Annotated in this window: 21 protein-coding genes and 1 pseudogene; 14 read left to right on the top strand and 8 right to left on the bottom strand. The window is 68.9% G+C overall.

Annotated elements, in window-relative coordinates; translation table 11 throughout:
• The 6 genes from BM228_RS23490 (at position 1) to BM228_RS23465 (ending at position 4,916) form a co-directional block, all read left to right on the top strand.
• Positions 1-498 (top strand): DUF29 domain-containing protein, encoded by a 498-nt coding sequence (locus BM228_RS23490; RefSeq protein WP_244537285.1) that lies wholly within the window; start codon positions 1-3, stop codon positions 496-498.
• Between the two features lie 90 nt (positions 499-588).
• A complete protein-coding gene (locus tag BM228_RS23485; protein WP_092044398.1) occupies positions 589-1,038 on the top strand; it encodes a cupin domain-containing protein in 450 nt (149 codons plus the stop codon).
• A gap of 9 nt (positions 1,039-1,047) precedes the next feature.
• On the top strand, positions 1,048-1,950 hold the full coding sequence (locus BM228_RS23480; protein WP_092044396.1) for an SMP-30/gluconolactonase/LRE family protein: 903 nt from the start codon (positions 1,048-1,050) through the stop codon (positions 1,948-1,950).
• Positions 1,947-2,849 (top strand): VOC family protein, encoded by a 903-nt coding sequence (locus tag BM228_RS23475; protein ID WP_092044395.1) that lies wholly within the window; start codon positions 1,947-1,949, stop codon positions 2,847-2,849. Before BM228_RS23480 ends, BM228_RS23475 begins: the two co-directional genes overlap by 4 nt.
• A gap of 83 nt (positions 2,850-2,932) precedes the next feature.
• Positions 2,933-3,838, top strand: coding sequence for a prolipoprotein diacylglyceryl transferase (gene lgt / locus BM228_RS23470; protein WP_092044393.1), 906 nt, complete (start codon positions 2,933-2,935; stop codon positions 3,836-3,838).
• 7 nt (positions 3,839-3,845) lie between these two features.
• Complete coding sequence (locus BM228_RS23465) at positions 3,846-4,916, top strand: class I SAM-dependent methyltransferase (RefSeq protein ID WP_092044392.1); 1,071 nt, start codon at positions 3,846-3,848, stop codon at positions 4,914-4,916.
• A 33-nt stretch (positions 4,917-4,949) separates the two neighbouring features.
• Here BM228_RS23465 and BM228_RS23460 read toward each other — a convergent pair whose 3' ends face one another.
• Positions 4,950-5,147, bottom strand: coding sequence for a fibronectin-attachment protein (FAP) (locus tag BM228_RS23460; RefSeq protein WP_092044390.1), 198 nt, complete (start codon positions 5,145-5,147; stop codon positions 4,950-4,952).
• A 147-nt stretch (positions 5,148-5,294) separates the two neighbouring features.
• On the opposite strand from BM228_RS23460, the gene pgeF reads away from it, so the two are divergent.
• The 3 genes from pgeF (at position 5,295) to BM228_RS23445 (ending at position 8,182) form a co-directional block, all read left to right on the top strand.
• Complete coding sequence (gene pgeF, locus BM228_RS23455; RefSeq protein WP_092044389.1) at positions 5,295-6,065, top strand: peptidoglycan editing factor PgeF; 771 nt, start codon at positions 5,295-5,297, stop codon at positions 6,063-6,065.
• 284 nt (positions 6,066-6,349) lie between these two features.
• The gene (locus BM228_RS23450; protein ID WP_092044387.1) at positions 6,350-7,201 is read left to right on the top strand and encodes an outer membrane protein; all 852 of its coding nucleotides are present in this window, start codon (positions 6,350-6,352) and stop codon (positions 7,199-7,201) included.
• A gap of 213 nt (positions 7,202-7,414) precedes the next feature.
• Positions 7,415-8,182 (top strand): DUF2076 domain-containing protein, encoded by a 768-nt coding sequence (locus tag BM228_RS23445; RefSeq protein ID WP_092044385.1) that lies wholly within the window; start codon positions 7,415-7,417, stop codon positions 8,180-8,182.
• A gap of 96 nt (positions 8,183-8,278) precedes the next feature.
• Here the strand turns inward: BM228_RS23445 and BM228_RS23440 are convergent, their stop codons facing one another.
• From BM228_RS23440 to BM228_RS23410, 7 genes and pseudogenes are all read right to left on the bottom strand, one after another.
• Positions 8,279-9,661, bottom strand: coding sequence for an LLM class flavin-dependent oxidoreductase (locus BM228_RS23440; protein ID WP_092044384.1), 1,383 nt, complete (start codon positions 9,659-9,661; stop codon positions 8,279-8,281).
• Positions 9,661-10,899, bottom strand: a pseudogene (locus BM228_RS23435) (SfnB family sulfur acquisition oxidoreductase). The gene BM228_RS23440 and the pseudogene BM228_RS23435 overlap by 1 nt, the downstream one beginning before the upstream one ends.
• Before the next feature lie 5 nt (positions 10,900-10,904).
• Positions 10,905-12,128, bottom strand: coding sequence for an SfnB family sulfur acquisition oxidoreductase (locus BM228_RS23430; protein WP_092044383.1), 1,224 nt, complete (start codon positions 12,126-12,128; stop codon positions 10,905-10,907).
• A 46-nt stretch (positions 12,129-12,174) separates the two neighbouring features.
• The gene (locus BM228_RS23425; RefSeq protein ID WP_092044431.1) at positions 12,175-12,828 is read right to left on the bottom strand and encodes a methionine ABC transporter permease; all 654 of its coding nucleotides are present in this window, start codon (positions 12,826-12,828) and stop codon (positions 12,175-12,177) included.
• Positions 12,809-13,951 carry a methionine ABC transporter ATP-binding protein gene (locus BM228_RS23420; RefSeq protein WP_092044381.1) on the bottom strand — a complete coding sequence of 381 codons (1,143 nt, stop codon included), beginning with the start codon at positions 13,949-13,951 and terminating at the stop codon, positions 12,809-12,811. Before BM228_RS23420 ends, BM228_RS23425 begins: the two co-directional genes overlap by 20 nt.
• Positions 13,951-14,751: a MetQ/NlpA family ABC transporter substrate-binding protein gene (locus tag BM228_RS23415; RefSeq protein ID WP_092044379.1), complete on the bottom strand. Its 801-nt coding sequence runs from the start codon at positions 14,749-14,751 to the stop codon at positions 13,951-13,953. Before BM228_RS23415 ends, BM228_RS23420 begins: the two co-directional genes overlap by 1 nt.
• Complete coding sequence (locus tag BM228_RS23410; protein ID WP_092044378.1) at positions 14,748-15,641, bottom strand: MetQ/NlpA family ABC transporter substrate-binding protein; 894 nt, start codon at positions 15,639-15,641, stop codon at positions 14,748-14,750. The genes BM228_RS23415 and BM228_RS23410 overlap by 4 nt, the downstream gene beginning before the upstream one ends.
• A 719-nt stretch (positions 15,642-16,360) precedes the next feature.
• On the opposite strand from BM228_RS23410, the gene BM228_RS23405 reads away from it, so the two are divergent.
• The 5 genes from BM228_RS23405 (at position 16,361) to BM228_RS23385 (ending at position 22,419) form a co-directional block, all read left to right on the top strand.
• Positions 16,361-17,383, top strand: coding sequence for an ABC transporter substrate-binding protein (locus tag BM228_RS23405; RefSeq protein WP_092044376.1), 1,023 nt, complete (start codon positions 16,361-16,363; stop codon positions 17,381-17,383).
• 4 nt (positions 17,384-17,387) lie between these two features.
• A complete protein-coding gene (locus BM228_RS23400) occupies positions 17,388-18,272 on the top strand; it encodes an ABC transporter ATP-binding protein (protein ID WP_092044375.1) in 885 nt (294 codons plus the stop codon).
• The gene (locus tag BM228_RS23395; RefSeq protein WP_092044373.1) at positions 18,269-19,141 is read left to right on the top strand and encodes an ABC transporter permease; all 873 of its coding nucleotides are present in this window, start codon (positions 18,269-18,271) and stop codon (positions 19,139-19,141) included. Before BM228_RS23400 ends, BM228_RS23395 begins: the two co-directional genes overlap by 4 nt.
• 61 nt (positions 19,142-19,202) lie before the next feature.
• Positions 19,203-20,552 carry an LLM class flavin-dependent oxidoreductase gene (locus BM228_RS23390; RefSeq protein ID WP_092044372.1) on the top strand — a complete coding sequence of 450 codons (1,350 nt, stop codon included), beginning with the start codon at positions 19,203-19,205 and terminating at the stop codon, positions 20,550-20,552.
• 460 nt (positions 20,553-21,012) lie between these two features.
• On the top strand, positions 21,013-22,419 hold the full coding sequence (locus BM228_RS23385; RefSeq protein WP_092044429.1) for a YeiH family protein: 1,407 nt from the start codon (positions 21,013-21,015) through the stop codon (positions 22,417-22,419).
• The last annotated feature ends 287 nt before the right edge of the window (positions 22,420-22,706 follow it).

Here is a 22,706-nt window from a genome sequence, read left to right as displayed (position 1 = left end):
GTGACAGCTCCGAAGCGGGTACCGCAGAAGCTGAAGACGATGCGGTACGAGGACGACGTCCATGCCTGGGCGCAGGAGCAGGTGCATTTCCTGCAAGCGGGGGCCTGGGCGCGTCTCGACATCGAGCACCTTGCCGACGAGATCGCGGACGTGGGTCGCAGCGAACGCCACGCGCTGACCGGCGCGCTCAGCGTGATCCTGCTGCACCTTCTGAAGTGGGATCATCAGCCGACCCGGCGGACGCGCAGCTGGGTCACGTCGATCCGGACGCAACGCAGCGTCGTGACGGAGCGTCTCGAAGACAGCCCCAGCCTGAAGTCCCGGATCGATGTGCTGGTCGCGCGGGCCTATCACCGCGCGCGGATCGAGGCGGCCGGCGAGACCGGGCTCGACGAGGAGACCTTCCCGCCGGTCTGCCCCTACGATGTCGAGACGATCATGACCCGCGAGATTCCCTGGCCGCCGAGCGATGGCCAGCCGCAGTCTCGGCGCGGATAGGATCACGCCCGGCAACCCCAAGCCGTCGCGAACCATCGCCAGACCTAGCCGTTGTGCGGAAGACGATTTTTCCGCCGCGCAGGACCGACGATGAGCGAGCCGAACCCTCCGAAAATGCCCTATTGGCACGTCTATACCGACGCGGAGGGGGTGAGCCGCCAGGAGCTCTTTTCCATCGAGCGCTTCACATTCGAGGGGATCAACCCCGAGACCGCTCCGCAATGGAACGACAAGATGGATCCGGCGCCGTCGGTGGTGACCTTCACGGTCCTGCCGGTTGGCTGGGTCGGCGAGTGGCACGAGAACCCGCGGCCGCAATGGATCGCGATCCTGTCGGGCCGCTGGTTCGTGGAGACCATGGACGGCCACCGGGTCGAGATGGGCCCAGGCGAGCTGATGATGGGCGAGGACCAGAACACCAAGGCGCGCGACGGCAAGAAGGGCCACCTCTCGGGTACCGTGGGTGACGAGCCCTGCACGATGATCGTCACGGGGCTCCAGGTCGAGCCGACCGTGAACCAGCCCGGTCGCTTCAAGTAGGGCCGCATCATGGACGGCTTCGAGCTGGCCCAGCCGCGCTTCAAGGCGTATGTGCTGCCGAACGCACCGCTGGAAAAACTTGCTGAAGGCTTCGGCTGGACCGAAGGCCCGGTTTATTTCGGCGACCGCAACGAGTTGCTGTTCTCGGATCTCCCCAACAACCGGGTGATGCGCTGGACGGATCAGGGCGGCCTCAGCGTCTATCGGGCGGCGAGCGACTTCGAGAACGGCCATGCCCGGGATCGGCAGGGGCGGCTCCTCTCGTGTTCGCATCGCGGCCGGCGTATCCACCGCACCGAACTCGACGGCACCATCACAAGCCTAGTGGAGCGCTACCAGGGCCGGCGGCTGAACTCGCCCAACGACATCGTCTGCAAGTCCGACGGCACGATCTGGTTCTCGGACCCGCCCTACGGCATTCAGACCGACTACGAGGGCGGCAAGCAGGACTCCGAGTTGCCGGCCGCGCTCTACCGGTTCGACCCGCGCGACGGCTCGTTGCACGTGGTCGCGGACGATTTCCAGGGGCCGAACGGCCTGTGCTTTTCGCCCGACGAGCAAAAACTCTACGTGGTCGAGACCGGGCTGCAATTCGCCCCCGACCCACTCCAGAACATCCGCGTGTTCGATGTGGCCGAGGACGGCCGTCTCTCCGGCGGAAATGTGTTCTGCACGATCGCCCCGGGCAATGCGGACGGGATCCGCTGCGACGAGCACGGCAATCTCTGGTCGAGCGCCGGAGACGGCGTCCACTGCATCGATCCCGGCGGCGAATTGGTCGGCAAGATTCTGGTGCCCTCACCGGTGGCGAACCTCGCCTTCGGTGGCCGCAACAACAGCCGGCTATTCCTATGCGCCTCGCACGCGCTCTACGCGATTTACACCAACGTGCGCGGAGCCCGGCTGCTGTGAGCGGTGTCCGGGCCATTGCCGGCTTCAGCCGTACCGTCGCGGATCTCTCCGTCACGGAAGCCTTCTATCGCGACGGTCTCGACTTCGAATGCATCGCCCCGCCGGAGCCGGTGCCGGACGCGCAGGCCGAAGCAATGGGGCTGGCGGGGCGGCAGGCGACGCAGCTGCGCCTGCGGCTCGGTGATCAGAGCGTGACCTTCCTGGCGGTCGAACCGCCCGGCGCGCCCTACCCTGCCGATCCGGCTGCGACCGATCCGTTCTTCCAGCATCTCGCGATCCCGGTGCGCGACATGGAGGCCGCGATGGCGCGGCTCGCTCGATTCGGGGCGGCCTCAATCAGCCGAGGCGGCGCACAGGTCCTTCCGGCCTCCTCCGGAGGTGTTACCGCCTACAAATTCCGCGACCCGGACGGCCACCCCCTGGAGCTGATTGTCTTTCCCGCCGGCCCGCCGGCGGAGCGCTGGCGCGACGCGCCGGGCCTGTTCCTCGGCATCGACCACTCGGCGATCACCGTCACAGATCTCGATGCGTCCCTGGCGTTCCTCACCGGCCCCCTCGGTCTCACGGTCGCGCAGACTGGGCTGAACCGGGGCCCCGAACAGGCCCGGCTCGACGGCTTAGACGATCCGGAAGTCGACGTGATCGCGCTCGAACCACCCGCACCCGCGCCGCATGTCGAGCTGCTGCATTACCGGCGGCCAGTTACCCGGCTAGCATCCCCAGCTCCGTTCGGCCCGGCCGACCGCGCCTCGACATGCTTCGTCTTCGCGGTTGGAAACATGGACGGCCTGCTGAAGGCGCTGCGCGAGGCGGGTTTTACGCCTCGCTCATCCGCGAACGGTGAGGCTGCCTATTGTTCGGGCCCGGACGGCCACGGCTTCCTGTTCGTGAATGCCTGATGCCCGCAGACGGACACTGCGTCCCGCGCACTTGACGCGCCGCCCCTCCGGCGTCCAATCCGGCCGCCCCGGAGGTCAGACCGATGCCGCTCCTCGCCCTGCCCTTTCCGGCCATCGATCCAGTGGCGCTCGCGATCGGGCCGATCACGATCAAATGGTACGCGCTCGCTTACATCGCCGGCCTGATCGGCGGATGGTACTACGCGCGCCGCCTCGTCATGGCCAACAGCCTGTGGGGCGTGGTCAAGCGCCCGCAGGTGGTCGATATCGACGACCTCGTCGTCTGGGTGGCGCTGGGCGTCGTGCTGGGCGGGCGGATCGGCTACGTGCTGTTCTACAATCTGCCGATGTATCTCGCCGACCCGATGGAGATCCTGGCGATCCGCAACGGCGGCATGTCGTTCCACGGCGGCTTCCTGGGCGCGATCCTGGCCTTCCTGCTGTTCGCCCGGGCCAAGAAGCTCAACGGCTACACCCTGCTCGATATCGGCGCCGTGGTCGTCCCGATCGGCCTGTTCTTCGGGCGGATCGCGAATTTCGTGAACGGCGAGCTCTGGGGCCGGGTCGCGCCGGACTTCCCCTACGCGATCGTGTTCCCCACTGGCGGGCCGCTGCCGCGCCATCCGAGCCAGCTCTACGAGGCCGTGACCGAAGGCCTGCTGCTGTTCATCGTCATGGCGCTGTCTGTCCGCCGGTTCGGCTTCCGCAAGCCCGGCCTGCTCGGCGGGATCTTCGTCCTCGGCTACGCCCTGGCCCGGATTGTCTGCGAGTTCTTCCGCGAGCCGGACCGGCAGCTCGGCTTCCTGTTCGGCGACCATCTCGGGCCGATGGGCGGCGGCGTGACCATGGGCATGCTGCTCTGCGTGCCGATGATGATCGTCGGGCTGACCTACATCGTCCTGGCGGGCACGGGCCGGACCCGTCCGCGCAACCCCGTGGCGGCCTCGGATCCGCAGGAGGCGTCGCGCGAGGCGCCCGCGAAGGCGTGACGCCGCCGTGACACCGCTTGGAGCCGAGATCGCGGCGCTGATCCGCCATGGCGGGCCGATCGGCGTCGACCGCTACATGGCGCTGTGCCTCGGCCACCCGATCCACGGCTATTACCGCACCCGCGATCCGCTCGGGGCGCAGGGCGACTTCACCACGGCGCCCGAGATCAGCCAGATGTTCGGCGAGTTGCTCGGCGCCTGGGTAGGCTACGTCCACGGCCAACTCGGCCGGCCCGATCCGCTGGTTCTGGTGGAGCTCGGTCCCGGCCGGGGCACGCTGATGGCGGACGCCCTGCGCGCCCTGCGCGTGGCGGCTCCAGGCGCCGAGGTGAGGCCGCATCTCGTCGAGACGAGCCCGGTGCTGCGGACCGCGCAAGAGCGGACCCTCGCCGGCACCGGCGCAATGTGGCACGCCGAGATCGAGACCCTGCCCGAGGGTCCGGCGATCGTCGTGGCGAACGAATTCTTCGATTGTCTGCCGGTGCGCCAGTTCGAGCGCCGTCCGACCGGCTGGCACGAGCGCCAGGTCGGCCTCGGCCCCGAGGGCGATCTCGTCTTCGGCCTCGCCCCAGAAGCGACCCCGGGCCTCGACGCCGACGGCCCGGAGGGCGCGTTGCTGAGTGTCCCGGCGGCCGGGCTCGCACTGATGCGGCAGTTGGCCCGACGCCTATGCGAATCCGGCGGTGCCCTGTTGGCGATCGATTACGGCCATGTCCGGCCGGGCTTCGGCGACACGCTCCAGGCTTTGTCGGGGCATCGCTTCGCGGACCCGCTGGCGGCGCCGGGCGAGGCGGATCTCACGCACCATGTCGATTTCGCTGCTCTGGCGAAGGCCGCGCAAGCGGAGGGTGCGACTATCCACGGGCCGGTGGCGCAGCGGGATTTTCTGCTCGCCCTCGGTCTGAACGCGCGGGCCGAGCGCCTGAAAACTCGCGCCACCGCAGGTCAGGCCACTGCGATCGATGCGGCCGTCCAACAGCTCACAGATGCGAGCCAAGACGGTATGGGTAACCTGTTCAAGGTCCTGGCCGTGAGCGGCCGGGATCTCGGGCCGCTGCCCGGAATTCCCGAAGCTTGAGGCTCGGTCTCCGGGCGGCGGCTCGGGATGTCGTCAGCCAAACGAGCCGAACCCCGCATCGGAGGCGCTCGGCGCCCGGGGCGTCGGAGGCGCCGGCGGGTTCGGATCGGAGGGGTCGAAGGCGCCGGGCTCACGCGCGGCGGGATGCTCGGCCGCGCTCTGGCTCCGGCGCTCCGGGGCCTCTTGCGCGGTGGTCTCGATCGGGGAGTTGTTCTCGTTCCGTCGTGACATTGCGATCCTTCTCGGAATGAGTCCGGGACCCGGACTCATGCTGCAATGCAGCAAGAATCTGACGGTTCCACGACATCGTCAAGGGGCAGCCATTCCGGTATCGAGCGCGACACCAAGACCGTGAGGGAGCCGACCGTGACCGCAGGTATGTTTATTGAGGCGCCGGAACTCTCCTCGCACGCCGGCGTGCGCCACGCCTTCTTCACCCGGGTCGGCGGCGTCTCAGAGGGCATCTACGCCACGCTCAACGGCGGCCTCGGCTCGCAGGACGTGCCGGAGCGCGTCGCCGAGAACCGGACGCGAATGTGCGCCCAGCTCGGCCTGGCGCCGGACCGGCTGGTCAGCCTGTATCAGGTGCATTCCGCCGCGGTGGTCACCGTCGAGGCGCCGTTCCCGGCCGCGGACCGCCCGAAGGCCGATGCGATGGTGACGCGGGTGCCCGGTCTCGCTCTGGGCATCGCCACCGCCGATTGCGGGCCGATCCTGTTTGCCGATCCCGAGAACGGCGTGGTCGGAGCCGCCCATGCCGGCTGGAAGGGCGCGCTCACCGGCGTGATCGAGGCGACGGTGCGGGCCATGGAGGCGCTGGGTGCCCATCGGCGGCAGATCGTGGCCGTGCTCGGGCCGACCATTGGCCAGGCCTCCTACGAGGTCGGCTCGGATTTCATCGCGCGCTTCCGTGCCGAGGCGCCCGGCATGGAACGCTTCCTCGGGCCGGGTGCCCGGGAGGGCCATGCGCAGTTCGATCTTCCCGGCTTCATCCTGGCCCGGCTCGGCGAGGCGGAGATCGGTGAAGCCGCGATGCTCGGCCTCTGCACCTATGCCGATCCGGAGCGGTTCTACAGCTACCGACGGACCACGCATCGCGGTGAGACCGATTACGGACGCCTGATCTCCGCCATCGCGCTGACGCCGTGACCCGGGCGAATGCCCAAAGGCAGCCTTCGGCGCCCAGGGGGTGCGACACTTTGTCAAACCGCGTCGTCGAAAAAAAGCGTGGCCGTAAGCGAACCTTGACCATTCGGGCGCGTTTAGACGCACAAGGTGCCGGGGAAAAACGGCGGATTGCCATAAGGGGCCGCGACGAGCGGTCGGCGATACCGCAGAGCGCAAAGCGCCCTGGAACCGCTGGACGACAACCAGATCCGTGTTCCGTGTCGGTCCCGTGAGGCCGGCGCGGGACCACCAGTGAGGACCAGATGATGAAAGCCCTGCTTCGCGCCGCCACCGCCCTCGCCGGCGTCGCCCTCGCCGGATCGGCCTTCGCCGCCGACCTGCCGCGCCGCGCCGCTCCGCCGCCGGTGTTCACCCCCGTGCCGGTGTTCACCTGGACCGGCGCGTATTTCGGTATCAACGCCGGCTACGCCTTCGACGCCAGCAGCCGCTCCAACAACTCGACCTTCGTCGTGCCGGGCGGTGTCGGCTTGACCAGCGGCCCGGCCGCCGTCGCCACCTTCCGCAACCGCAGCCAGGACGGCTTCTCCGGCGGCGCCCAGGTCGGCTACAACTACCAGTTCACCCCGGGCTCGGGCGTGGTCGTCGGCATCGAGGCCGACGCCCAGTACCTCGACTTCGGCCGCGACCGGAACAACGCCTTCGTCAGCGGCGGCGCGATCGCGCCCGGCCTGATCCTCAACGACCCGCGCGGCCTGGCCAGCCTCGACTACTTCGGCACCGTGCGCGGCCGCCTCGGCTACGCCTTCGACCGCACCCTCGTGTACGGCACCGGCGGCTTCGCCTACGGCTCGGGCAGCGCCGACCGCTCCTTCGGCGGCTACGCCGGCAACGACAGCTTCCGCACCGGCTACGCGGTCGGCGGCGGCATCGAGTACGCCCTGCCCACCGACTCGTTCCTGAACTTCTTCCGCTCCTCGGCCGTCACGCTCAAGGTCGAAGGCCTGTACGTGAACCTCGACCGCGGCACCCGCAACCAGGGTGTCCTGCTCGTCAACGCCGCCAACCTGGCCCCGGCCTACGTGACCCCGATCGGTCGCCGCGACGACGAGTTCGCCGTGGTCCGCGCCGGCCTGAACTACAAGTTCGGCTCGTACTAAGACCCGGGCTCGGCGCGCCAGCCGCGCCGAGCCGATCGCAACGGATGAAAAAGCCCGGCCGGGAGGTCGGGCTTTTTCGCGTCCTGGTTTCACCTCCTGGGCGTGGATGAAGTTTTCGCAACCTCCCCTGACAAAGCGTCACCGCACCCCCATGTCCTCTGCGGCCGTGCGGCGCGTTCGAGCCCGCGGGTACGACTCGAGGAGGAGAACTCCATGAATAGCGAAGAACGCGACGTCATCTCCGGCATCTTCCAGCGCCTGGAGCAGGCCCAGAGCCAGCCCCGCGACGCGGAGGCCGAGCGCTTCATCGCCGACAAGCTCCGCACGCAGCCCTACGCCCCCTACGCGATGGCGCAGCTGATCTACGTGCAGGAAGAGGCGATCAAGAGCCTGAACCAGCAGCTCGAGCAGGCACGCAGCCAGGCGGCGCCGGCCCAGTCCTCCGGTGGCGGCGGCTTCCTGTCGAGCATCTTCGGCGGCGGCAGCCAGCGCCAGGAGCCGCAGCCCGGCTACGGCCAGCAGCAGCGCCCGGCCGGCCAACCCTGGGGCGGCGGCGGTGGCGCCCCGCAGGGTTATCCCCAGCAAGGCTACCCACAGCAGCAGCCGGGATACCCGCCGCAGCAGCAGGGTGGTCCGTGGGGCGGCCAGCCTCAGGCCCCGGCCCGGGGCGGCGGCTTCATGGCGACTGCGCTCCCGATGGCGGCCGGCGCGGCCGGCGGCATGCTCCTCGGCAGCGCCCTGTCGAATGCCTTCGCGGGCGGCCATTCGAGCCTCGGCAGTGCCGCGGCGGCGGGCCTCGGCGGCGGCGGCGAGACGGTCGTGAACAACTATTACGGCGACGGCGGCAACCAAGACCTCGGCTCCGCCCTCGACGGCGGCGGTAGCGGTGGCGGTAACGACTTCCAGGATGCCAGCTTCAGCGATCCGTCCGGTGACTTCGGCGGCGATCTCGGTGGCGGCGACGACAGCGACTGGACCTGATCGCGCCCAACCACGCCAACAGAAGCCCGGTCGCGCTCACGCGCGGTCGGGTTTCTTTTTTGTTTTCTGATCGGCCAGCCTTTCGGTCGGTGCAAATCAGGCCGACTGCTTTCGACCGGCCGCCAGCCCGCGAAACGCCTGGGCGGCATGGCGTTCCGGCAGCCGGTCGCCCTGCCCGAACAGCTTCCGCCGGTACGACCCATCCGCGTAGGCGGTCTTGTAGAGCCCCCGGTCCTGCAGCTCCGGGATCACGATGTCGATGAAGTCGGCAAAGCTCTCCGGCACGACGATGCGGCTGAGGTTGAACCCGTCGACCTCGCCCTCCTCCACCCAGGCCTGGAGCTCGTCGGCGATCGACACCGCGTCGCCGGCCAGCACCGCGTAGCGGCCGCCGAGCTCCAGCTCAGCCAGGAGGTCGCGCTTCGTCAATCCGCGCTTAGCCGCGGCCGCGGTGGCGGATTGGATGGCGTTGCCGGGGGCGTAGGGAATCGGGTCGTCGAGGCCGTAACGGGCGAAGTCGATCCCCGTCGAGGCGGAGAAATGCGCCAGGCCCGCCTCCGGGTTGGCATAGCGCCGGTACTCGGCGCGCTTCTCCTCGGCCTCGGCCCGGCTGCGACCGGGGATCACCGCCAGGCCGACGAACACCTTGATGTCGTCCGGCTGGCGCCCGGCCGACACCGCCTCGGCGCGAATGGCGCGAACGGCCTCACGGGCCGCGCCGCGGTCGCGGGCGGAGATGAACACGCATTCGGCGTGGCGCCCCGCGAAGGCCCGGCCGCGGCCCGACGCGCCCGCCTGGTAGAGGACCGGGGTCCGCTGCACCGACGGCTCGGACAGGTGATAGCCCTCGACCTCGAAGAACTCGCCGTGATGCGAGACCGGCCGGATATGCGCCGGATCGCTGAACACCCGGGCTTCCCGGTCGCGGCGCACGGCCGCGTCGTCCCAACTGCCTTCCCAGAGCTTGTAGAGGACCTCGAGATACTCGTCGGCATAGTCGTAGCGCCGGTCATGGGCTGGCAGGGTGCCGCCGCTCTGGCCGCGATGGGCGCTGTCGAGATAGCCGGTGACGATGTTCCAGCCGATGCGGCCGCCGGTCAGGTGGTCGAGGGTCGAGAGTCGCCGGGCGAAGGTGTAGGGCGCCTCGGTGTGGACGTTCACCGTCACCCCGAAGCCGAGATGCTCGGTCACCGCCGCCATGGCCGGCACCAGCAGGCTCGGGTCGTTGACCGGGAGTTGCACCGCCTCCCGGGCGGTCACGTCGATGCCGCCGCCGTAGATGTCGTAGACGCCGCTGATGTCAGCGATGAACAGCCCGTCGAACAGGCCGCGCTCCAGGAGCTTCGCCTGATCGGTCCAGTAGCCGAGGGTGTTGTATTCCGATGAGCGGTCGCGCGGATGGGTCCACAGGCCGTGATTGATGTGGCCGACGCAGTTCATGTTGAACGCGTTCAGCCGGATCTGCTTTCTGGCGGCCATCAGAGCGCTCCGTGCCGGGGCGGCAGCCGGCCGTCGAGGTGGTAGGCGCCGATCCAGTGGTATTTCCACCGCACGGGATCGTGCAGCGTGTGGGTGCGGACGTTGCGCCAGTAGCGGTCCAGGGCCTGAGCTCGGTCGGTGGCGGAGGTGCCGCCGAGTTCGAAGAGCTTGTTGGCGGCGAGCAGCCCGGCCCGGTGACTGGAAGCCCGGGCCTCGGCCACCGCCACGGAGGCCGCCGCGACGCTGTCCGCGTCGGGCTCGGCCTGCGCGGCATCGACGAAGCGGCCGGCCCGCTCCAGCAGGGCGTCGGCTGCGGCCAAGCGCACCCGCACGTCGCCGAGGGCGTGGAGGGTCAGGGGATCCTCGCGCGCCCGCGAAACCCCGGAATCGATCCAGGGCCGGGCCCGGTCCCGCACGAAGGGCAGCGTCGCCGCGAAGGCGCCCTGGCCGATGCCGAGATCGATCCCAGCATGCAGGATCTGCGCGAACGGGCCGATGGCGGTGGGGCGATCCATCGAGGCCTGGAACGGAACCACCCAGTCCGGCTCGACCCGGACCCGGTCGAACACGATCGAGCCCGAGCCGGTGATCCGCTGGCCGAACCCGTCCCAATCGTCCACCAGGGTCACGCCGGGGGCGTCCCGGGGGATGAACACCAGATAGGCGACCGCCCTGCCCTCCTCCTCGGCATTGACCATCGTGGGGATGCGGTGGGCGAACAGCGAGCCGGTGCAGTAATATTTGCGCCCCTCTACGGTCCAGCCGGAGGGATCGCGCACGAGCCGCGTCCGGCGGGTGTGGTCCCGCTGGCCGATCTCGGCAAGCGCGTTGCCGAACCGCTCGCCGGCCAGGACCCGCCCGTAGAGATAACGCTACTGCGCCTCGGTGCCGCCATTGCGGAGCACTTCGAGGGCGTAGAAATGGTTTTGCGGGATCTGGCCGATCGACCCGTCCGCCGCCGCGATGATCGCGATCACCTGCGCGACCGTGGCGGCGTTCACGCCGGCGCCGCCGTATTCGCGTGGCACCGTGATCGCCCAGAGGCCGGTCTCGGTGAAGCGCTCGATCTCGGCGAAGGGCATCCGGCGGTCGAGATCGCGCGTGACGGCCTCTTCGGCCAATTCGGCGGCCAGAGCCCGAGCGGCGGCAAGCGCGACGGCATCGTCAGCGAGTACCGGCACCGGACGGGGCGGCGCGGGCTGCCGGGTGAAGGCGGATTCGTGCGGCTGAAGCGGCATGGCCCTCAGTTCCACTGGTGCCGGGCGGGCAGCGCGCCGTTGAGGGTGTAATCCCCGAGCAGGTGGTATTTCCAGCGCACCGGATCGTGCAGCGTGTGCACCCGCGCGTCGCGCCAGAACCGGCCGAGATTGGTGCTCTCGCGCGTCGCCGAGGCGCCGGCAAGTTCCAGCAGGCGCTCGGAAGCTTCGAGCGCGATCTCGGTGGTGAGGATCTTGGCCTCGGCGACGGCGACGGACGCCTCGGCCGAGCTCTGAGCGGTGACCGGGGCGGCGGCGATGCGATCCAGCGTCCGGCCGGCGCGGGCGAGGACTTCCTCGGCGGCATGCAGATCAACCTCCAACCGCCCGACCTCGCCAAGGATGTGCGGATCCTCGGTGATGGTCTCGACGGTGAAGGGATAAGGCCGCGTCCGGGTCCGCACGAAGTCCAGGGCGGCGTCGGTCGCCCCCCGGGCGATCCCGGCATCGATCGCCGCCTGCACGAGCTGCGAGACCGGGCCGAACAGGGCCGGCCGCTCGGCCAGGGGCGCGAGCTCGATGGTCAGGCTGTCCTCGATCGGGGCGTCCTCGAACACCACCGTGCCACTCGCGGTGGTGCGCTGCCCGAACCCCTGCCAATCGTCCACGACCCGCACGCCCGGGGCGTCCCGGCGCGTCCAGACCAAGAGCGGCCGGCCATCGGAGGCCACGGCACGGGTCGGGATCCAGTGGGCGAAGAGAGCACCGGTGGAATAGAAGCGCGTGCCGCTGAGGCGGTTGCCCTCCGGCCCTTCCGCGAGCCGCGTCTCCACCTGGGTGATCGCCTTGCCGTTGCGGGACGGCCCGGCATTTCCGATCCGGTAGCCGGACAGCACCGCGCCGTAGATCTGCGCCTGTTGCTCGGGGCTCGCGGCCGCCCGCACCAGCGCCAGCACGCCGAACTGGCTCTGCGGGATCTGCGCGGCCGAGCCGTCGGCGGCGGCCAGGGTGGCGAACACCTCGGCCAGCGTCGCGTGCGCGACATCGGCGCCGCCATAGGCCCGCGGCACGGTGATGCCGCCGAGGCCGCTCGCCGTGAACGCCTCGATCTCGGCCCAGGGCAGAATTCGGTCGCGGTCGCGCTCTGCGGCACCCTCGGCAAAGCGGGCAGCAACCGCCCGGGCGATTTCGATCGCCTCCGCGTCGGTGCGGATCCGGTACGGTCGGGTGGGGGGCAGCGGGCGCCGGTCGTCGGCACGGTCCAGAGTCATGGTCGGATCACCTCGAACGGATAGAGGTCGCCGGGATGCGGGACCGTCAGCGGGCACGCAGGCGCCGCACCGCGAAGTCGCCCGTGAATTGCACCAGGCAGACCAGCGCGATCAGCACCGCGATCACCGCCGCCATCACGGTGGTGTCGAAGCGCTGGTAGCCGTACCGGATCGCGACATCGCCGAGGCCGCCGGCGCCGACCGCCCCGGCCATGGCGGAGGCGCCGATCATCGAGACGACCGTGATCGTGAAGCCGCCCAGGATCCCCGGCAGCGCCTCGGGCAGGAGCACGTGGAGCAGGATGTGCCGGCGCCGGCAGCCGATGGATTGGGCCGCCTCGATCAGCCCGGCATCCACTTCCCTGAGCGAGACCTCGGCGATCCGGGCGAAGAACGGCGTCGCGCTGACCGAGAGCGGGACGATCGCCGCCCAGACACCGATGGTGGTGCCCGTCACCAGACGGGTGAACGGGATCAGCGCCACCAGCAGGACGATGAACGGCACGGCCCGGAAGCCGTTGACGATCGTCCCGACCACCCGGTTGGCCTTCGGCGCCGGGAAGATGCCGCCGGGCTCCGAAGTGACCAGGAACAGCGCGAGCGGGATGCCGGCGAGCACCGCGATCCCGGCCGAGACACCGACCATGACCAGCGTGTCGAGGAAAGCCTGCCAGAGGCGGTCAATCATCTGCGGCGACATACCCGATCCTCTCGATGGTTCCTCCGAGCCCGCGCAGCCGCTCCTCCGCGTCCGGCCCCGCACCGTCGACGGCGACCAGCATCCGGCCGACCGCGTGGCCCTGGATCCGCTCGATGCCGGCCTGGAGCAGCCGCACCGGTGCGCCGACGACCGCGACCAGGGCCGACAGGTCGGGGGCGGCCTGCCCGGAGAAGGTAATCGCCAGCACCGTCGCGGTTCCCGGGGCGGGATGCGGCTGGAGCCGGGCGGCCAGATCCGCAGGCAGGCCGCGGCTCAGCGGTTCGAGGAGCGCCCGGGTGGTGGGATGTTCGGGCGCGCCGAATACCCGCCATACCGGTCCGGTCTCGACCACCCGCCCCGTCTCCAGCACGACCACATCGCTGCAGATCTCCCGGATCACGCTCATCTCATGGGTGATCAGGATGATGGTGATCCCGAGCCGCCGGTTGATGTCCCGCAACAGGTTCAGGATTGTCAGCGTCGTTTCCGGGTCGAGGGCCGAGGTCGCCTCGTCGCAGAGCAGGATTTCCGGACGGCTGACGAGGGCGCGGGCGATGCCCACGCGCTGCTTCTGGCCACCCGAGAGCCGCGACGGATAGGTGTCCGCTTTGCCCTCGAGCCCGACGAGGCGCAGCGCCTCATCGACCCGCGCGGCGATCTCGGGCTTCGGCAGGCCGGCGGCCTTGAGCGGCAGCGCCACGTTCCCGCGCACGGTCTTGGCTGAGAGCAGGTTGAAATGCTGGAAGATCATGCCGACGCGCCGGCGCAGGGCCACGAGCCCCTCCGTGTCCAGCGCCTCGATCGGCTCGCCGTCGACCAGCACGCGGCCGGATGTCGGCTCCTCCAGCCGGTTGACCGTGCGCAGCAGGCTCGACTTGCCTGCCCCCGAGCGGCCGATGATGCCGAAGATCGCCCCCGCCGGTACGTCGAGATCGACAGAATCGAGAGCCTGCACCGGGCCGGCGGCGGACAGGTAGGTCTTGGACACCGCCTCGAACCGCACGGTGCCCGCTATCCGGGTCTCGTTCGCCAGCGCCAGGGCGGGCGCGGCGGCGACGCCGGGCCGGTCCCGGGCGATCCAGCGGGCGGGGTCGCGGAGGCTGTCGAAAGCGAGGCCGGCCATCAGTTCTGCCACGCCAGGAGATAGAGCTTGTCGCTGTTGGCGAAGGATTTGTGGATCTGCCGCTTCACGGCTTCCGAATTCTGGAAGATCTGCACGAACTTGGTGATGGTCGGGTCATCCTTGCGCGCCGCCTTAGTGACGAAGCTCACCGCGAAGAGCTTGTCCTCGATACCGGTGTAGATGAGGCCGCTGGTCGGATCGAAAGTGCCGGCGGCGACGATGAAGTGCGGATAGCCCTGGGCGAGATCGACATCGCCGGTGATGCGCGCCAGCTGGGGACCCTCGACCTCGGTGAATTTCAGCTTCTTCGGGTTCTCGGTGATGTCGTCGAGGGTGCCGAGGAAGCCGACCTTGTCCTTCAGCTTGATCAGACCGGCTCTCTGAAGCAGCAGCAGGCCGCGGCCCTGGTTCACCGGATCGTTGGCGATCGCCACCGTGCCGCCCACGGGGATCGCATCGAAGCTCTTGTGCTTCAGGGAATAGAGCCCGAGGTTCTGCAGGATCCCGAGCCCGACGATCGCGAATGTGTAGCCTTTTTGCCTCTCGGCATTCTCCATGAAGGGGCGGTGCTGAAAGAAGTTCAGGTCGATGTCGCCCGCATCGAGCGCGACGTTCGGCGTCGTCCAGCCGCTGAACTCGATGACCTTCACGTCGATGCCCTGGGCCTTGGCCTCGGCCGCCGCGACATTGACCGCGTCGGCATAGGCGCCCGGCACCACGCCGACCTTGAGGGTCTCCGCCCGGGCGGCCATCGCGCCGAGCGACAGGATGGCGGCGGCAAAGAAACTCAGGACTTTCATCGGGCGGAACTCTGGAGTGGGGCGGCCTGCGGCAGCCAGGGCAGGGAATAGAGGCTCGGGTTGTGGGCGAAGGAAGCGTCGATCCGCGCCCGGACAGCCGGCAAGGTCTGGTAGAGCGCGACGAACTTCGCGAGCTCGGGATCGTCGGCGCGGTCGGCCCGGGTGACGAACCGGATGGCGTAGTAAAGGTCGCCGATGCCGGAATAGATCAGTGCCTTGCCGGCGATGTCGGCGCGGCCGGCATTGACGTAATGGGCCGGATAGCCCTGCGCGAGATCGACATCGGAGAGGGCGCGGACCAGCTGCGGACCCTCGATCTCGACGAAGGTCAGTTTCTTTGGATTGGCTACGATATCGTCGAGGGTCGCCCTGGCGCCGATTCCGGCCTTGAGCTTGATGAGCCCTGCGGTTTCGAGGAGCGCGAGCCCCCGGCCCTGGTTCACCGGATCGTTCGCCACCGCCACCTCGGCGCCGTCCGGCAGGGCGGCGAGGCTCGCATGCTTCTCCGAGTACAAGCCGATATTGGGTAGGATGCCGAGTGCGACGCTCTTCAGCGGGAAGCCGGTCTCCTTGACGGCGTTGTCGAGGAAGGCCTGGTGCTGGAAGTAGTTCACGTCGAGATCGCCGTTGGCGAGGGCGAGATTGGGCGTCGTCCAGTCAGTGAATTCGACCACCTCGACAACGAGACCCTGCGCCCTGGCCTCCGCCGCCGCGACCTGGACGGAATCGGCCAGGGATCCGGGGGTTACGCCGATCTTCACCCGGGCGAGGGCCGGCGCGGCGCCGAACGCCAGCAGCAGCGCGGCCGCCACGAGGCGAAGCCCGCGGCGCGGCCGCCGCACCAGACGGGGTACAGCAACCGGTCGGTGGAAATTCGAGCGGGAATCCATGATGCTTTTCGACCTCGCGGGACCCAGTCGAAGGATCCCCGCAGCCCAGAGCGGATAAGGTGGCCGTTCATTGAGCGCCCCCCGCACCCTATCCCCGGTTCCCGAGCCTCCCGTACGCGACAGCGCAGGGAGAACCGGGTGGGATATGATCAAGGCGATCGTTGCGACCGCGAGACTGTGATCTCGCATCGCAAACTAGACCAGACCCGCAGGGCCGAGCATTCCAAAGATACTCAAATCTCGACGAAAACGACCTACCATTAGCCTGATAGACAGCAATTCGATCCCCCGCGGACGCCGTGCCAGCGATGAAACACCGCGCTCGCCGGCCCCTCCGCCTATCGGACGCCACGCATGATCGGGATGCTTGGACGACTATTGGGGATCGACTTCGCAGGTCGGGCGCGATCGGCGGGAGGGCACGATCACCCGGTGGCAAGGCAGGCCGCGCGGTCGTTTTGTAGAACGGGCCGGACGCAGCGTCCTGATGTCTAAAAGATTTGTTTCTTATCGAGACCAGGACGGCCGGCGGCGCCTACGCAAAACCCAGCATGGCAAAGATTATTCTTCGCATTGGGCAGCTCGTAGAAACAGTATCCCTATATGATTGTTCTGTAAAAAGAACGTTCTCGTTGACGCCGTATCTTCGAAAAGGCAAGTTCCCGCCCGTCATCAGGCCAATATCGCACACTTGTCGTGCCCGGCAGCCGCGAGGAACCATGATCGGCATGCGACGCACCCTGTTCTCGCGCCGGCAGGCCGCCGCCCTGTTCGGGCTCGTCCTCGCCGCGGGGCCGGCCGCGGCTGCGGAGGGGCAGCTGCGCATCGCGAAGCAGTTCGGCGTCGTCTACCTGCTGCTGAACGTGGCCGAAGACCAGAAGCTGATCGAGAAGCACGGCAAGGAAGCCGGCCTCGACATCAAGGTCGAGTACGCGCAGCTCTCCGGGGGCTCGGCCGTGAACGATGCCCTCCTGTCGGGGAGCATCGACGTCGCCGGAGCCGGCGTCGGGCCGCTGTTCACGCTGTGGGACCGCACGCGCGGTCGGCAGAATGTGAAGGGCGTCGCCTCGCTCGGCAACTTTCCCTATTACCTCGTCTCGAACCGGCCCGAGGTAAAGACGATCGGCGACTTCACCGACAAGGACCGGATCGCGGTGCCGGCGGTCGGCGTCTCGGTTCAGTCCCGCATCCTGCAATGGGCCTCCGCGAAGCTCTGGGGCGACAAGGACTTCGCCCGGCTCGACAAGATCAGCGTCGCGGTTCCGCATCCGGAGGCCTCGGCCGCCATCATCAAGGGCGGCACCGAGATTACCGGCCATTTCGGCAACCCACCGTTCCAGGAGCAGGAGCTGGCCGGCAACCCGAACGCGCATATCGTTCTGAACTCCTACGCGGTCCAGGGCGGCCCCGCCTCCTCGACGGTGCTCTACGCCACCGAGAAATTCTACACGGACAGCCCGAAGACCTACACGGCTTTCGTGGACGCCCTCGCCGAGGCAGCGAAGTTCATCACCGACAATCCTGAGAAGGCCGCCGACATCTACATCAAGTCCAACAACAGCCGGATCGACCGCGACCTGCTGCTCAAGGTGATCCGGAACCCGGAGGTGACCTTCAAGATCGAGCCGCAGAACACGATCGGGCTCGGGCAGTTCATGCACCGGGTCGGCGCGATCCGGAACGAGCCCAAGACCCTCGACGACTATTTCTTCGCCAATCCCCGCATCGCGACCGGCAGCTGAGCGGATGACCTTGGTCGCCGAGCGCCGCAACCTCTCGCCGGCGCCTGCCGAGCCGGGTCCCAGCCGAAGCGAGGCCGGAGTGCCGCAGGCTTCCCTGCCGCCGCCGCTGCTGCGGGTCTCGAACCTGACCCTGGAATACCGCACGCCCGAGCGCGTGGTCCGGGCGACCCACCGGGTCGGGTTCGATGTCTACGAGGCGGACCGCTTCATCCTGCTCGGCCCCTCGGGCTGCGGCAAGTCCACCCTGCTCAAGGCGATCGCCGGCTTCATCCCCCCGGTGGAGGGCACGATCACCCTCGGCGGCGAGGTCGTGCGCGGGCCGGGGCCGGACCGCATCGTGGTCTTCCAGGAATTCGACCAGCTGCCGCCCTGGAAAACCGTGGCGCAGAACGTCGCGTTCCCGCTGCGCGCCGCCGGCCTCGTCAGCCGGCGCGAGGCCGAGGCCCGGGCGCGGCACTACATCGACAAGGTCGGCCTCACGCCCTTCGCCGACAGCTACCCGCACCAGCTCTCCGGCGGCATGAAGCAGCGCGTCGCCATCGCCCGGGCGCTCGCGACGCAGCCCAAGGTGCTGCTGATGGACGAGCCGTTCGCGGCCCTCGACGCCCTGACCCGGCGCAAGATGCAGGAGGAGCTGCTGATCCTCTGGGAGGAGGTGCGCTTCACCCTGCTGTTCGTCACGCATTCGATCGAGGAGGCTTTGGTGGTCGGCAACCGGGTGGCGCTGCTCTCGCCCCATCCCGGCCGGGTCCGGGGCGAGTACAATGGCCACGATTTCGATCTGGCGAGCGTCGGCGGCGATGCATTCCAGGCGGCGGTGCAGCGCCTGCACGACCGCCTGTTCGAGACCGACCCCGAGACCTCCGTTCCGCCGGCCCCTGCGCGATGACCCAGCATGTCCGCCCGCCGATCCGCTCGGAATACGACCTTGTGCTGCCGCCCTTCGTGGAGGCGCCGGTCGAGCGCGTGCTGCCGCTTTCCACGCGGATCTGGCAGCAGGGCTGGCTGCGCAAGGGATTGATCCTCGTCGCGCTCGCGCTCGTCTGGGAGGCGCTCGCGCGCTGGCAGAACAACGATCTCCTGCTCCCCGGCTTCGGCGCCACCCTGTCGGCCTTGGTCGAGGGCCTGGGCAGCGGCGAGTTGCTGGCGCGCGCCCGGATCTCCCTCACCGTGCTGGCGGAAGGGTATTTCGGCGGGGTCGTGCTGGCCTTCGGCCTGACGACGCTGGCGGTCTCGACGCAGTTCGGCCGCGACCTGCTCTCGACCCTGACGGCGATGTTCAACCCGCTGCCTGCCATCGCGCTGTTGCCGCTGGCCTTGCTCTGGTTCGGGCTCGGCTCCGGCAGTCTGATCTTCGTGCTGGTCCACGCGGTGCTGTGGCCGCTGGCGCTCAACACCTTCGCGGGCTTTCAGGGCGTGCCCGAGACCCTGCGCATGGCCGGGCGCAATTACGGCCTGACGGGACTGTCCTATGTCTGGCAGATCCTGATCCCGGCGGCCCTGCCGGCGATCCTGTCCGGGCTCAAGATCGGCTGGGCCTTTGCGTGGCGCACCCTGATCGCGGCCGAGTTGGTCTTCGGCGCCGCATCCGGCCAGGGCGGCCTCGGCTGGTATATCTACCAGAACCGCAACGAGCTCTATACCGACCGGGTCTTCGCCGGCCTCTTGCTGGTCATCGCGATCGGGCTCATCGTCGAGAATGTCGTGTTCGCGACGTTCGAGCGGCTCACGGTCCGGCGTTGGGGCATGGTGCGCTGACGCCGCGCGCGGCGTCGCTGCCTTCGACCCGGAACGCATCGCCTGCAACCCCGATCGGCCGATGACACAGGATACGCTTCGCCTCGGCGCCTTCTTCTACGCCACCGGGCACCACGTGGCCGGCTGGCGCCACCCATCGAGCGAGGCCGATGGCGGGCTCAATCTCGAACGCTATGTCGGCTGGGCGCGCCGGGCGGAGGAAGCGAAGTTCGATCTCGTCTTTCTGGAGGACGGGACCGGCATTCGCGACAGCAACCTGCGCTCCAGCGAGCGCACGGCCCGCTCGGCCCATTTCGAGCCGGTGACGCTGCTCTCGGCATTGGCCGCGGTCACGAGCCGGATCGGGCTGGTCGCCACCACCTCCACCAGCTTCAACGAGCCCTACAACGTCGCCCGCCGCTTCGCCTCGCTCGATCACCTGAGCGGCGGCCGGGCCGGCTGGAACCTCGTCACCTCGACCACGGATGCCGAGGCCGCCAATTTCGGCAACGACCAGATCGCGCGGCACACCGACCGCTACGAGCGGGCCGAGGAGTTCGTCGACGTCGTCCTCGGGCTGTGGAACACCTGGGACGACGGCGCGGTGATCATCGATCGCGCCAGCGGACAATTCTCGAAGCAAGACGGTTTCCGGCCACTGAATCACCGCGGCAAGCATTTCGAGGTGCGCGGCCCGCTCAACATCTCGCGCACGCCCCAGGGGCAGCCGGTCCTGGTACAGGCGGGATCCTCGGGTCCGGGCAAGGACCTCGCCGCGCGCACCGCCGAGATCGTGTTCACCGCCAACCAGACGCTCGCCGAGGCGGTCGAATTCTACGGCGACCTGAAGGAGCGGATGGCCCGTTTCGGCCGGGCCCGGGACGACCTCAAGGTGATGCCCGGGCTGTTCCCGGTAGTGGGCCGCACCGAGGCGGAGGCGCGCGCCAAGTTCGAGGCGCTTCAGGACCTGATCGACCCGGTGGTCGGCCTGGCGCTTCTGGAGCGCATGGTCGGCGGCTTCGACCTGTCCGGCCACGATCCCGACGGGCCGGTGCCCGAGCTGCCAGAGGCCGAGGGCGCCAAGTCCCGGCAGCAGCTGATGTTCGATCTTGCCCGGCGCGAGGGTCTGACGCTCCGCCAACTCTACCTGCGGATCGCCGGCGCCCGGGGCCATTCGCAGATCGTCGGCACGCCCGCTCAGATCGCCGACGAGATGGAGGAGCGCTTCCGCGCGAAAGGCGCCGACGGCTTCAACATCATGCCGGCGACCCTGCCCGGGGGCCTCGACGACTTCATCGCGCTGGTGCTGCCCGAGCTGCGCCGGCGCGGCCTGTTCCGCAGCGAATACGAGGGCCGGACCCTCCGGGACCATTTGGGCTCCCGCCCGCCAGCGCGGGTTGCGTCGGCCCCGGCGAGTCCGACGCAGGCCTGAGCCCGGCTGCCTCGCGAACCGGCGCCCAGGCGGCCCCGATCCGGTTTCCCATGGTGAAACATCGGCTGCGGCCGAGGCATCGGCCACACGCCAAATCAGGTCTTTCGCCGCGGAAACCCGCTGCTGCGAAGAATCGGGACGCGCAAGCCCAGGATTCAGGAAGGCTATCCTCCGATCCGGCCGAACAAAAGTGATCGTTTCGTTTGACCGGCGGCGCCGTCATCGACACGATTGTCACTCCGCATCTTTGGCATCAGCCGCCCGTCGAGCCCTCGGCTCGCGGCGCAGGCAGGGCCGAGGCGGAAGAGAAACACCAGCGCCGCGGGTGAAGCCCTCGATTTCGGGGATGCTCGGGGCGTGTCGGAATTGCACGAGAGCGCTCGCCACCGCCCAGACCGGTTCGGTGCCCATGAGCGCGTGACATCGGGGATTGCGCATCGTCGCGGCAAAGGGGGACGAGATGGGATCGGGCGCATCGATATCGGCCACGCAGGAGCGGGCGTCTCCGGACAGTGGAAGCGGTTGGAGCGAACTCTGGCGCAAGGAGGATTGGTGGGCCGTCTGGGTCGGCCTCGCCACGGTCCTGATCGCCTACGCGGCCTTCGCGCAGGGGACGAGCATCGGCTGGATCGCCGTGGCGCCGGCCAAATGGTCGAGCCCGGATCAGCTCCTCGCGCAGCTCTCCGCCGATGCCACCCGCTACGTGGCCCAGTTCGTGGTCTTCGCCGCGGTCTTCGCGGTTGCCCTGGCGGCGATCGGCCAGCGGCCGTCCGCCTTCCTGGGCTCGTTCGTGCTGGTCTACGTCGTCTCTCTGGCAATCTTCGTGCTGGGAGCCTGGGACCAGGCCCAGACCTACAACCTCGAACCGCCGCTGATCGCGCTGTTCCTCGGCCTGCTGATCGCCAACACGACCGGCATCCCGGCCGCTTTGTCGGGCGCCTTCCGGGTCGAATTCTACATCAAGCTCGGCATCGTCCTGCTTGGCGCGACCCTGCCGTTCACGCTGATCCTGTGGGCCGGGCCGGTCGCGATCCTGCAGGCGTCGATCGTCTCGATCCTGACCTTCCTGGTGATCTTCTTCGTGGCCCGGAGGCTCGGCCTCGACCACCGGCTCGCGGCAACGCTGGGGGCCGGCGGCGCCGTCTGCGGCGTCTCGGCCTCCATCGCCATCGCCGGGGCGGTGCGGGCTCGCAAGGAGGACCCGCCGATCGCGATCACCCTCGTCGTGCTCTGGGCGATCGTGCTGATCTTCCTGCTGCCCCTTGTGGCCCGGGCCCTCGGCCTGCCGGCCGGCGTCGGGGGGGCGTGGATCGGCACCTCGGAATTCGCGGATGCAGCCGGCTTCGCGGCGGCCCAGGCCTATGGCGGCCTCGCGGGGCCGGAGACCGGCATCGCCGGCACGGCCGACCAGGCGGTTTGGGCTTACACGCTGATCAAGGTCGTCGGCCGCGATGTCTGGATCGGCATCTGGGCGCTCGTCCTGTCGCTCATCTCGGTGACCTACTGGGAGCGGTCCGGGACCAGCGGGTCGGTCGAAGTCGGCCAGATCTGGTGGCGCTTCCCGAAATTCGTGATCGGCTTCCTGCTCGCCTCGCTTTTGGTGACGGTCGTGACGCGCGGCATCTCGTTTGCCGACTACAATGCGCAGGTGAAGCCCACGCTGATCGCGCCGATCACGAGCCTACGGATCTGGGCCTTCACGTTCAGCTTCCTGTCGATCGGGCTGACCACCCGCTTTCGCGACTTCGCCCCGGCCGGGGGCCGGCCGGCGATCGCCTTTACGGCCGGCGTCGCGGTCAATCTCGTCGTCGGCTTCGTCCTGTCGGTGCTGGTCTTCGGCTCTTATTGGGCGGCGTTGGCGAAGTGACGGCCCCACGCTGGTGGCGCGCATTCAGAAGCCTGCGTTGGGAGTCGCACGCCGCCCGACGCTGCGAGACCTGCGTGCATTTCGACAACGATCCGCACCAGCTGGAGCGTACCTTCGCAAACCTCGCGGCCATGAGTTCGGGCTTCGCGTCCGTGAAGAGCCGCGATGGTCTGTGCAGTCTACGCGCGATCTACCTGCCTGCCGGGGAGTCTTGCCGCAGTCACCACGCAGCGAACATTTGAGATGTCTCGTCGCCAGCGCGTCGGATCCGATCCGGCGTGTTCCTT

It is taken from the genome of Methylobacterium pseudosasicola, assembly GCF_900114535.1.
Taxonomy (GTDB): domain Bacteria; phylum Pseudomonadota; class Alphaproteobacteria; order Rhizobiales; family Beijerinckiaceae; genus Methylobacterium; species Methylobacterium pseudosasicola.
The sequence above is the reverse complement of the archived record's forward strand: the minus strand, read 5'-3'. Positions and strand labels throughout refer to the sequence as shown.